General features: G+C 58.9%; 6 protein-coding genes, 1 tRNA gene, 1 pseudogene and 1 other annotated feature. Of the genes and pseudogenes, 6 read left to right on the forward strand and 2 right to left on the reverse strand.

Features of this window, described 5'->3' with window-relative positions; translation table 11 throughout:
• Positions 1-264 precede the first annotated feature (264 nt).
• From JQ587_RS36420 to JQ587_RS36430, 3 genes are all read left to right on the forward strand, one after another.
• Positions 265-903, forward strand: coding sequence for a class I SAM-dependent methyltransferase (locus JQ587_RS36420; protein ID WP_212298134.1), 639 nt, complete (start codon positions 265-267; stop codon positions 901-903).
• Positions 904-948: 45 nt separating this feature from the next.
• On the forward strand, positions 949-1,311 hold the full coding sequence (locus JQ587_RS36425; protein ID WP_212428584.1) for a hypothetical protein: 363 nt from the start codon (positions 949-951) through the stop codon (positions 1,309-1,311).
• Positions 1,312-1,580: 269 nt separating this feature from the next.
• Positions 1,581-1,657, forward strand: a tRNA-Met gene (locus tag JQ587_RS36430).
• A 287-nt stretch (positions 1,658-1,944) separates the two neighbouring features.
• On the opposite strand, the pseudogene JQ587_RS36435 reads toward JQ587_RS36430, so the two are convergent.
• A pseudogene (locus JQ587_RS36435) lies at positions 1,945-3,016 on the reverse strand (IS3 family transposase).
• Positions 2,673-2,789, reverse strand: a sequence feature (AL1L pseudoknot). Its footprint overlaps the pseudogene before it by 117 nt.
• 397 nt (positions 3,017-3,413) lie before the next feature.
• Between JQ587_RS36435 and JQ587_RS36440 the strand changes: the two are divergent.
• Together JQ587_RS36440 and JQ587_RS36445 are read left to right on the forward strand one after the other, a co-directional pair.
• Complete coding sequence (locus JQ587_RS36440) at positions 3,414-5,105, forward strand: tannase/feruloyl esterase family alpha/beta hydrolase (protein ID WP_212428585.1); 1,692 nt, start codon at positions 3,414-3,416, stop codon at positions 5,103-5,105.
• A 463-nt stretch (positions 5,106-5,568) separates the two neighbouring features.
• On the forward strand, positions 5,569-8,067 hold the full coding sequence (locus tag JQ587_RS36445; protein ID WP_212428586.1) for a winged helix-turn-helix domain-containing protein: 2,499 nt from the start codon (positions 5,569-5,571) through the stop codon (positions 8,065-8,067).
• Between the two features lie 162 nt (positions 8,068-8,229).
• Here JQ587_RS36445 and JQ587_RS36450 read toward each other — a convergent pair whose 3' ends face one another.
• The gene (locus tag JQ587_RS36450; protein ID WP_212428587.1) at positions 8,230-9,681 is read right to left on the reverse strand and encodes a helix-turn-helix domain-containing protein; all 1,452 of its coding nucleotides are present in this window, start codon (positions 9,679-9,681) and stop codon (positions 8,230-8,232) included.
• Between the two features lie 342 nt (positions 9,682-10,023).
• Here JQ587_RS36450 and JQ587_RS36455 point away from each other — a divergent pair.
• The coding region (locus tag JQ587_RS36455) for a carboxyl transferase domain-containing protein (protein ID WP_349629561.1) at positions 10,024-10,205 on the forward strand (182 nt) is incomplete at its 3' end.

Raw genomic sequence — 10,205 nt, forward strand, 5'->3', positions numbered from 1 at the left:
TACGTCGCAAAATCAAGCGCGCGGGGTGGGACAACAGCTTCCTCCTCGCCCTGTTCGGTCATATGCGATAGCCCTGCGCCTGCGGGGGACGGTTCGGGAGAGGGCTCTGTCCACCGGCGATATATCACGAACGGATAAAGCCCTCACCCGCGCCTTCGGCGCGACCTCTCCCGCAAGCGGGAGAGGCGCTAGACTGCGCTCAGGGCTGGCGTCGATTTCACCAACAGTCATCACACTCTAGAGTTTCGCGTAGGGCAGGGGGGCATGGCAGCAGACATCTCGCGGGCCGGGGTCGAGAAGGCCTATGGCCGCTGGGCGCCGGTCTATGATCTCGTGTTCGGCAAGGTATTCGACGCCGGCCGGCAGTCGACCATTGCGGAAGCCGATCGCATCGGCGGCCGCATCCTCGACGTCGGCGTCGGCACCGGTCTCTCACTCTCCGATTATTCGCGCACCACGAAGATCTGCGGCGTCGACATTTCCGAGCCGATGCTGCGCAAGGCGCAGGCGCGCGTGCGGGCCCAGCGCCTCTCCAATGTCGAAGTGCTCTCGGTGATGGATGCGAAGAATCTCGCCTTTCCCGACGGCGCGTTTGACGCGGTGGTCGCGCAATATGTCATCACCGCCGTACCCGATCCCGAAGGCACGCTTGACGAGTTCGTGCGCGTGCTCAAGCCGGGCGGCGAACTGATCCTGGTCAACCACATCGGCGCCGAGAGCGGCCCGCGAAAACTGTTCGAGCTGGCTTTCGCACCCGTCGCCCGCCGCCTCGGCTGGCGCCCGGAATTCCCATGGGACCGTCTGGTCAGCTGGGCCGCCAAACACGGCGGCGTCACGCTCGCCGAGCGCCGCCCAATGCCGCCGATGGGCCATTTTTCGCTGATCCGCTACCACAAATCGTAATCTTCGCGGACGGAACACCGCCCATCGCTCGTGCGTTTTGATCCCATGCGCACGACATCAAACATCCTCCTAGCGGGCCTCGTGATCGCAGCCTCTGCGCCAGCGATCGCGCAGGCCCCGCCCGCCCCGGCCACGCCGCCGCAAGCGACCGCGCCGCCATCCCCGCAACACGCGGCAAACTGCATGCCGCAGGATCGCCCGAACCGCGCCACCGCCCCGGACGGCACGACGACTGGCCAATCCCGGGAACCGCTCGGCGACAGATTGGCCAAATCCGACGGCGTGCTCTGCCCGCCCGCCGGCGTCGACCCCGAAATGCACGCCCCCGCGCCGAGCACGGACGGCCGCATGCCGGTGATCCCGCCTCCCGGCAGCCCCGGCGGCGATCCCACCGTGAAGCCGAAATAAAACAGTTTCACCGCTCCTTTCTTCGCCTCTTCCTGACGAAACCTCAGCGAAAGCGGACGAGGGGAGAGGGCGGAATCCGCGCAAAAGCGCAGATTCCGAGTGAGCGGGACTCTCCCCGAGTCCAGTGCCGGAAAACGCTCGCCTTTCCGCGGACTTGTCCCGCCGAAGCCTTGGCGAAGGCGGAAGCTTTTCGGATTGACTTCCCGCCGCCCCCTTCCTTATATGCCGCGCGTTCGCGAGATCGGCCGTTCCGCCGTTCGCGACCCTATGGCGGGGTAGCTCAGCTGGTTAGAGCACGGGAATCATAATCCTGGGGTCGGGGGTTCGAGTCCCTCTCCCGCTACCATATTGATCTTGTTCGTTATTCATCAAATTCTCGGCGTTACACCTTCTCCGCGTCGACCGCTTGAAAGTCCTCCTCGTACAAGATTCGTAAGAGTTGCAACTGGCGACCGCAGACTTCTGCAGCGGGTTTGGCTTACCTTAACCCCAGCATGGTGGATGATGCCGATTGACGCCCAGCCCCTGGGGTTGGGCCGAGATCACATTCGGCTGCAGGCGAAAAAGACTCTCGGAAAAGCGACCGGATCAAGTTGAACCGCCCCGGGATTGCCGGAGGCCTTTTGGTTTAAGTTATGCCGCCCTGGCCGGTTGTTCCAGCATGGCGCAATAGCGTTGCTCGGCTTCGGCTGGCGGTATGTTGCTAATGGGCTGAGGAGCCGCGGGTTGTTGAACCAATCGACCCATTCGAAGGTTGCGAACTCAGCGGCCTCGAAGTTTCGCCATGGTCCGCGCCGATGGATCACCTCGGCCTTGTAGAGACCGTTGATGGTTTCGGCGAGAGCGTTGTCGTAGGAATCTCCGACGCTGCCAACGGAAGGCTCGACGCCAGCTTCAGCCAGGCGCTCGGTGTACTTGATAGAGACGTATTGGCTCCCCCTATCGCTATGACGATCCTGCGGGCATAGGCGTCGATCACGAAGGCGACGTAGACGAAGCCGCTCCAGGTCGCGACATAGGTGAACTCGGAGAGCCAAAGGACACCCGGCCGCGGCGCCCTGAACTTTCGGTTGACGTGATCCAACGGGCATGGTGCGGCCTTGTCGCTGACTGTAGTCTTGACGGATTTTGCCGCGGATGTCTCCTTGCAAGCCCATGTCCCGCATCTGTCGCGACACTGTGCAACGGGCAACATCGAAGCCTTCGCGCTTGAGCTGCCGTCAGGCCTTGCGCACGCGATAGATCCGGAAGTTCTCATCGAACACGCGACGAACCTCGATCTTCAGCCTGATATCCTGCCTGCCGCGTGCCGACAGCTTGTCCGGATCGCGCCGCCTGGCCACATGGGCATGGTAGGTCGAGGGAGCGATCGGCAAGACCTTGCAGATCGGCTCGACCCCATGCGCCCCACGATGATCGTCGATGAAGGCGATCATGGCTTGGACCGACGGTCGAATTCCGCCATCGCAAAATAAGCGCTTGCCTTGCGCAGGATCTCATTGGCCTCCCGGAGTTCGCGGTTCTCTCGCTCGAGGGCCTTCAGCTTCTCGGCCACGTCGGTCGGAACGCCGGCCTGCTGCCCGCTGTCGATGTCGGCTTTCTTCACCCAGTCATGCAGCGTCTGCGGCGTGCAGCCGATCTTGGCCGCAATGGAGGTCACCGCCGCCCAGCGCGAGGGTTGCTCGCTCGCGTGATCCAGAACCATCCGAACCGCACGGACCCGGACCTCGGGTAAAAAACTTGTTCGTCTTAGCGATGATTTCGGCCCGAGCGGCGATCATAGCTGTTCTTTCTTAGATCGATCGCAAGCCACCGGGTGTTGCGAAAGGCACCCTGAAGCCGACCTCTCACCGGGGCCGAGATCCTATTCTTTTGCGGGCGCGCAGTATGATCCGTCCGGTGAACGTGGATCTCACGACGCGCACTCTATCAAGATCGCCAGCACCTTCATTATCAAAAAGATGCCACGCCAATGCTGCCGCGACGATCGTCGGATTCCCACCAACGGCGATCCTGTCCCGGGAGCGGCATCGTCGAATCCGACGATAGGAAGAATATTCTGATCCGTATATGACGCTAAAAAACAACATTGGGAGGGATTGATGCGTTCCGAAAAAAATCCACGCTCGGCCTTGGCTATGTATTCGAGCGTTTCGCTGGCCGTGCTTACAGCAAGCATTTCGTCCGCGGCAGCTGCCGCGCCGAACTGCTCAAACCTGGTGCTTCTGACACTCCCCAATACGACCCTTTCCTCAGCCCAGTCCTATTCCGCTGGCCAAACTCTAGCACCGGGTGTTGTAGCGCCCGTCGATCTATGCCGGGTGGTTGGCAAGGCCACGCCGACGGCGGCCTCAAACATCAATTTCGAGGTCTGGTTACCCAACTCGAATTGGAGCGGTCGATACCAGCAGGTTGGTAACAGTGGCTTGGCTGGAACTGTTCCTGCAATTTTCATGTCCTTCGGCGCAAGCAAGAACAATGTCGTCGCAGGCACCGACGACGGCAGCAGCCAACTGCCGGGGCAGCCAGCGGGCTTGTTCGGTCAATCTCGCGACAAGCTTGAGGATTATGAATCGCGCGCGGTGCATATGACGAACGTCAATGCCAAAGCGCTCATCCAGGCCTTCTACGGCAAGGGACCCCAGTACTCATACTTCACCGGCTGTTCAAAGGGCGGAGGTGAGTCTCACTTTTCTGCGCAGCGTCATCCCGACGATTTCGATGGAATCCTAGGCGGCGCAGCTACAAATAATTCGACGGGCCTGATCACTGGTTGGGCTTTGAACGTTCAAGCTGTTCAGCTCAATACTCCCGGTTTCGTGCCGGCGGCCAAAGTGGCGGGTGCGCTGATTCCAGCCATGGACCAACAATGCAAACGTGCGAAGGCGGTGCCTACGGACCGCTTCCTCTCCTATCCCGACAAGTGCCGCATCGACTTCAGCAAGCTGGTCTGCACTGGCGCGTCCAACAACAGTTGCTTGACCTATCCGCAGATCAATGGTGTCAAGGCGGTGCTTGAGGGCCCCCGCACCAGCTACGGCCGTCAAATTGCGCCTGGCTACGAACCTGATTTCGCGGGGTGGGTGGGCACCATCATCAATGACGCTCAGACACCGCCGGCAACGCCCACTACATCGCAAGCATTCTTGGATACCGCCGTCTTCAGCTATTGGTTGAGACCGCCCGTCACCTTGGCGGGGTTCAACTTCGACACCGATTGGCAGGGGTTCGTAAACGATCTAGGAAAAATTGTGGATGCGGTAGATCCTGATCTTCGGAAATTCAAGGCGCGCGGCGGCAAGATGATTCAGTATGCTGGTCTCGCCGACCCGCAAGTGACCCCCAAGTTCGCGATTGATTATTACAACTCGGTCGTCGACTTTAATCGCAAGAATCGAGATGGTCGTGGCGAGAATAGAGATCGCAACGACGGAAATGGTCAGGGCGGCGCCAATCCACTCACCGAGACGCAGGATTTCTACCGCCTGTACCTTGTTCCCGGCATGGGTCACTGCTTTGGCGGGGAAGGACCAAATTACTTTGGCTCGTTTGATGGCGGGCTGCCGGGTGGCAACCCCGGAAGCGATATTATTGCAGCACTCGAATATTGGGTCGAGAAAGGGAGCCCACCTCATGCAATTGTCGCCTCGGGAACGAACAACGCTTTTAGTCCTAGCAAGCCGTTTACGCGGCCACTATGTCCCTATCCGCAAATAGCGGTCTATACCGGCGTTGACACCAACGATGCAGCGAGCTTTGAGTGCCGGCCCGATTCAGACCACGACCAGCACTGAAAAGAGTCAGGACGGGATTCGGTAAATCCTGACGACCACCAAGTCGAAACGGGGGCGCTCGAAATCTCAAGCCCCCGTTCCTGACAACAAGGCCCTAATCGCCCTACGTCAATGATATGGCGAGACCTGATCGAACTCGCGTTAGAATTCTGAATCGACGCAGAAGACAGAGCGTCCTTGTTGATCTGGAGCGATCGTGATTTGATCAAATGCACAGCCAGAACTCATTCCGCTGTGCGGTGCGTCAATGACCAGAGAAAACAGGAAGTTGGACACCCGGATTGGAAAGAAAGACCCATCTGGCGCTCTACCAAGCCTTCCGGACTCCTCTGGGAGAGTCGATCGCCCAGTCGGAAAAGATGCTCAAGTTGCGCGACGGAACGTCATAAGCGCTGTTTGTGATAGCAGCTGGGCGGAGCTGGTTCTGCTGCAAGCGCCTGCAGGATTTGGCAAGACAACCGCAATGCGGCAGCTTCGGGAACGCCTAGAGAACGATGGTGTTACAACCGCTTGGTTGACGCTTGATCTTGCTGATAATGACGTTGTGCGCCTTCTTGCGTCGCTTCGTGCTTCTCTAGAACGCATCGCCAAAGGGATCTCAAGGGCTGATCCTGCTGCGGCGCTTGGCAAGATTGCGGCTCGCGGAAATCCCGTCGCTCTATTTCTTGACGACTGTGAGGTGCTTCATGATCCCGCCGCGTTGTCGGTTGTTCGCGAGCTTATTGAGCGTCTGAACGGATCTGTTCGGATCTTTATGGCATCCCGGAATCTTCCTCAGTTCGGGTTGGCCAAGCAGCGCGCAAGAGGACATCTCCTCGAGATGTCAGCGGAGAACCTAAGGTTTCATTTGAGTGAGACGGAGGAGTATCTGCTCCAGGGTCGGCAGCTGGATCTTTCGGCGGACCAAATTGGCTTCCTGCACCAGAAGTGCGAAGGCTGGATTGCGGCCATTTGGCTCGCCTCTCTCTCCCTGGCTCAGCAAAAGGATGTAGCCCGCTATCTCGAACGATTCTCGGGATCTACTGAGGTCATTTCCGAATTTTTGGCAGAGGATGTCCTTGCAAGTCAACCGGAGGCCGTTCGACAATTCCTGCTTCGAACCAGCATTCTTAGGCGATTGGAGTTGCCCGTATGCCAAGCCCTTCTGTCCGGGATGAACGCCGGCGAGCTACTTGAGGCCGTCAAAGAGCGCAACCTTTTCATAATGGCCGCTGGAACGGAGCAACGCTCGTATAGGTATCACAATCTGTTCGTCGACTTCTTGAGAGAACGGTTACTGCGAGATCACCCGCACGATGTACCGCTTCTCCACCTCGCTGCTTCGGCTTGGTATGACAGCCACGATCGACCGATCCCAGCGATTGATCATGCTCTTGAGGCGGGCGATGATGCCCGAGCGCTGTCGTTGCTTGATCGTTGCGCTCCTCGCCTTCTCGAACAGGGGCGATTTCGAACCCTTGGCAGATGGTTCGATGTAATCTCTCTTGAAAAGCTTCATGGATACCGCGTTCTAGCCGCTATCTCGGTTTGGGCAACGCTCTTCACCCGCGGGGCGGACAAAGCCGCAAACCGGCTGACTCTAATTCGGCAAGGCGAGGGCAATCATGTTCCCTGTCTTACAGGATATATGAATACCTTGACGCCATTGTTGCTAGGAATTGAAGACCGCTACGAAGAGGCTGTTCCAGCCGCCAAGGCGGCCTTGGCGCGACTTCCTACCGCGAACTCGTTTGCCGATGGCGTGCTATGTAATGCCGCCGCCTACCTATTTTCTGTCGCTGGAGAGGAAGTGGAAGCACGTCAGTTGCTGGAGGCGGCAAGGTGCTCAGGTGCAGAAAGCCCCTTCGTTCAAATGTATAGCGAGTCGCTGAGTGGACTTTTGGCCTTTCAGGCTGGGCGGCTTAGCGAAGCCATTAGCCGGTTTAAGTCCGCGCTGGCGACCACCGACAACACGCACAACGATCTAACCGGCAATGCATGGGCAGGTATCCTGTATGCCGTAGCGCTTTATGAGCGCAATAATCTAGAAGGCGCCAAGCGGTTGCTTGACGTGTACATGCCAGTCGCTTTGGAGGTCGGACTTCCCGATCATATCATCTTGGGACACGCGATCCGCAGCAGATTGGCCTACCTGAATGGCGACATCGATCAGGCTTTTGGGACGCTCGTTGGCATGGAAAATGTGGGTTATGCCCGCAAACTACCCCGTCTTGTAGCCAGTGCGAAGCTTGAGCGAGCCCGGTTGTTCCTGCTTCAGGAGAATCCTGACGGAGCACGAACGGAGCTGGAACGCGCAAGCGACTCCGAAGTGTGGTCGCGCACTCGAGACAAGTGTCTGCTCGCACATGAGACTGAAGATATTCTGATTGGACATCTTCGGCTAGAAATCTGGACCGGACGTACGGGACTGAGTATCTGCGCGGTTGACGAGGAAATTGCTCGGTGTGCGAGCCAGGGACGACATCGACGTGCTTTGGTGTTGCGGCTACTGAAGAGCCTCTCACTGCAACGAAGCGGCAAGCCGGCAGCCGCAATGGACGTCCTTGCGGGCGTTCTCCGGCAAGCCAGTCGAGAAGGGCTCATGCGCCTTGTTCTAGATCAGGGTGAGCCGATCATGCGCCTCGTCAGGCGATTTCAAGCACTGCAGCCAAAGGGGGCATCGAAGACCAGCGATCCGATCCTGCTTGGATATCTGAAAGAGCTGGTGCAGGCCTCAGGTGAGGCTTACGTCGAAGCAGAAAATCTCGATGGCGTGGATCATCTCATAGAACCATTGACGCCTAAGGAAATCGAAATTCTTGAGCGCGTCGCCGAGGGGGGCTCTAACACGCACATCGCCGCGAAGGTTGGCGCGACGGACAGCACGGTCCGCACGCATCTTCGAAACATCAACCGGAAGTTGGGAGCCCGCAGCCGAGCAGAGGCGGTCGCAATATCTCGTCGCTTGGACGTAATTCGCTAAGAGCGTGGTTCTGGGTTTCTCGGTGCGAAGTTTATTTCGACTTCTCCGTGTCCCATGTCTGCGCGGCAATACCTTCCTGACGAAGGATATGCTTCTGATCTTTGGACCGCTCCGTCGAGCGGGATCTGTCGGCAGGCTGTCGCCGGGCCGGCTCCTGTGCCGTCATCTGATGCCGCCGGTTCGCGAAATCTTGGTGTCGATTTGGTACGGGACGACGCCTCTTTCGACTGTACCCACGTCGAGTGGATGTCCGATCGGCGGTAGCGCGCGGTGACGACAATCTTTGCGTTCGCAGGCTCTGCATCCTGGGCCGATGGGATCGGTCGCATCCAGGTCGTCCAGGTCCAGACCTTTCGAGTAAACCGTCTCGTTTGCATAGGCAATTTCGCACCCGAGTCCGACCGCAACGGCGCGCGGGCGGCTAAGATAGGAGCCTGCCGAGAGACTCACGGTTCGAGCCAAGGAAAGATACCTCGTTCCGTCCGGCGTGGCAGCCAACTGTATTAAGATGCGGCCAGGCTGCGAGAATGATTGATGCACGTTCCAGAGGGGGCAGGGACCTCCGAAGCGGGCGAACTGGAAGCGAGTAGCGCTGCTGCGCTTTAGCACATTTCCGGCGATGTCGATCTTCAAGAAGTAGAACGGAATTCCGGGCGAACTCCGACGTTGAAGCGTGCTCAAGCGATGGCAGACCTGCTCGAAGCTCGTGCCGAAGCGCCGCTGAAGGCGCTCGATGTCGTACCGAACTTCGCGCGCGGTGGCGAGGAATGATTCGTACGGCATGACAAGTGCACCGGCAAAGTAGTTGGCGAGAGCGACACGCGCCAGCGACGCAGCCTCCTCATTACTCAGTCGAGCCTGTCTGATTTGGCGCTCGATGCTGTCTCGCTGTTCGAGCAGACCGATAACGTGAGCGATCCAGAACAGCCGGCTTTCTACGGGGGCATCCTCGGACAGAAACAGGGTCTTTGCGTTGTTATCGAGCCGCCAGATCATCCCCTTACCAAGATCCTCTCGAGCTTGGCCCGTTCGGATCCCATACGCGTCCCGCAAGTACTTGATGAAGTCTTCGTTGCGGTTCTCGGGATGGAAGTCTCGTGCCTCAGCGAGTCTTTCGGCGGCGCGGTCAAGCGCATCGAAATAGTTTCGCTTCGATTGCACCCAGTCCCGGACCTCATCGTAAGGAAAGCGGCTCGCAGCTCCCACGTCGCTCTGCGCGACGCGCGTTTGCAGGGAACGATGCTCCTCTTCGAGCGCGAGATAGCCTCGATAGAGATGGAGAAAACGCTGCGCGATGTCAGGTGCGACCCGGACGGCCGCGCTCGCCTCGTCGGTCGAGATGGCTGACCCGAAGAGCGGGTCGCTGGCGCTTTCGCGAAGTTCGCTTGCGAGCCGCAAGTCGTCATCGGCTGCGAAATAGTTCGGTTCAATGCCGAGCAGCCGGCTGAGCCGCATCAGCAGCTTGCGCGTGATCGGCCTCTGATCTCCCTCCATCTGGCTCAGATAGCCAGCCGAAATGCCAAGAGCGTCCGCGAGTTCGGCTTGTGTTGTCCCGCGTTGTTCGCGCATCCGCCGCAGCCGATCGCCGGCAAAGATCTTGTGGTGCCTGGTCACTTTACATACTTTACAAAAAGTATCGGGCCGTAAGCAGTTTTATGCACTTATTGAGCCCTCCCTGAGCGCCAGTTTGCTAAGTTTGCATACATTCGGGTGAGGTGCAAAGGCCTCGATGCTCCGGCATAGAGAACTGGCCTACCCGCCCAATTTGGAAGTTCGGAAGATTGTGGCCGCTGCGGACTCATCCCGCCGGGGCTGCCGACTTGCGAGACTTTGGGAAAATGATCGCAGAGCCCGCGGTTCGCGCCCGGGATCAGAGCGACGCTACACCCTCTCCCTAGAGAGAGCTTTTTTTTTGGTTCGGAGCAAGTCGAACCTGACTGTGAGGACTACGCTGCTGTGACGACATTGGCTAAACTCGAAGGCAGACGTGCCGGCGCCAGGCTCGGCGGCGGGGGGAAGCGCATCGAGGCGCAGCACGCCCGCGGCAAGCTGACCGCGCGCGAGCGCATCGAGCTCCTGCTCGACAAGGGATCGTTCGAGGAGTTCGACATGTTCGTCGAGCATCGCTCCACCGAGTT

This window comes from Bradyrhizobium manausense (assembly GCF_018130615.1).
Taxonomy (GTDB): domain Bacteria; phylum Pseudomonadota; class Alphaproteobacteria; order Rhizobiales; family Xanthobacteraceae; genus Bradyrhizobium; species Bradyrhizobium manausense_A.

Bases quoted from the DNA above. Each gene is read 5' to 3' on its own strand.
- JQ587_RS36420 (WP_212298134.1), top strand. From the start codon at position 265: ATGGCAGCAGACATCTCGCGGGCCGGGGTCGAGAAGGCCTATGGCCGC.
- JQ587_RS36425 (WP_212428584.1), top strand. From the start codon at position 949: ATGCGCACGACATCAAACATCCTCCTAGCGGGCCTCGTGATCGCAGCC.
- JQ587_RS36440 (WP_212428585.1), top strand. From the start codon at position 3,414: ATGCGTTCCGAAAAAAATCCACGCTCGGCCTTGGCTATGTATTCGAGC.
- JQ587_RS36445 (WP_212428586.1), top strand. From the start codon at position 5,569: ATGCGGCAGCTTCGGGAACGCCTAGAGAACGATGGTGTTACAACCGCT.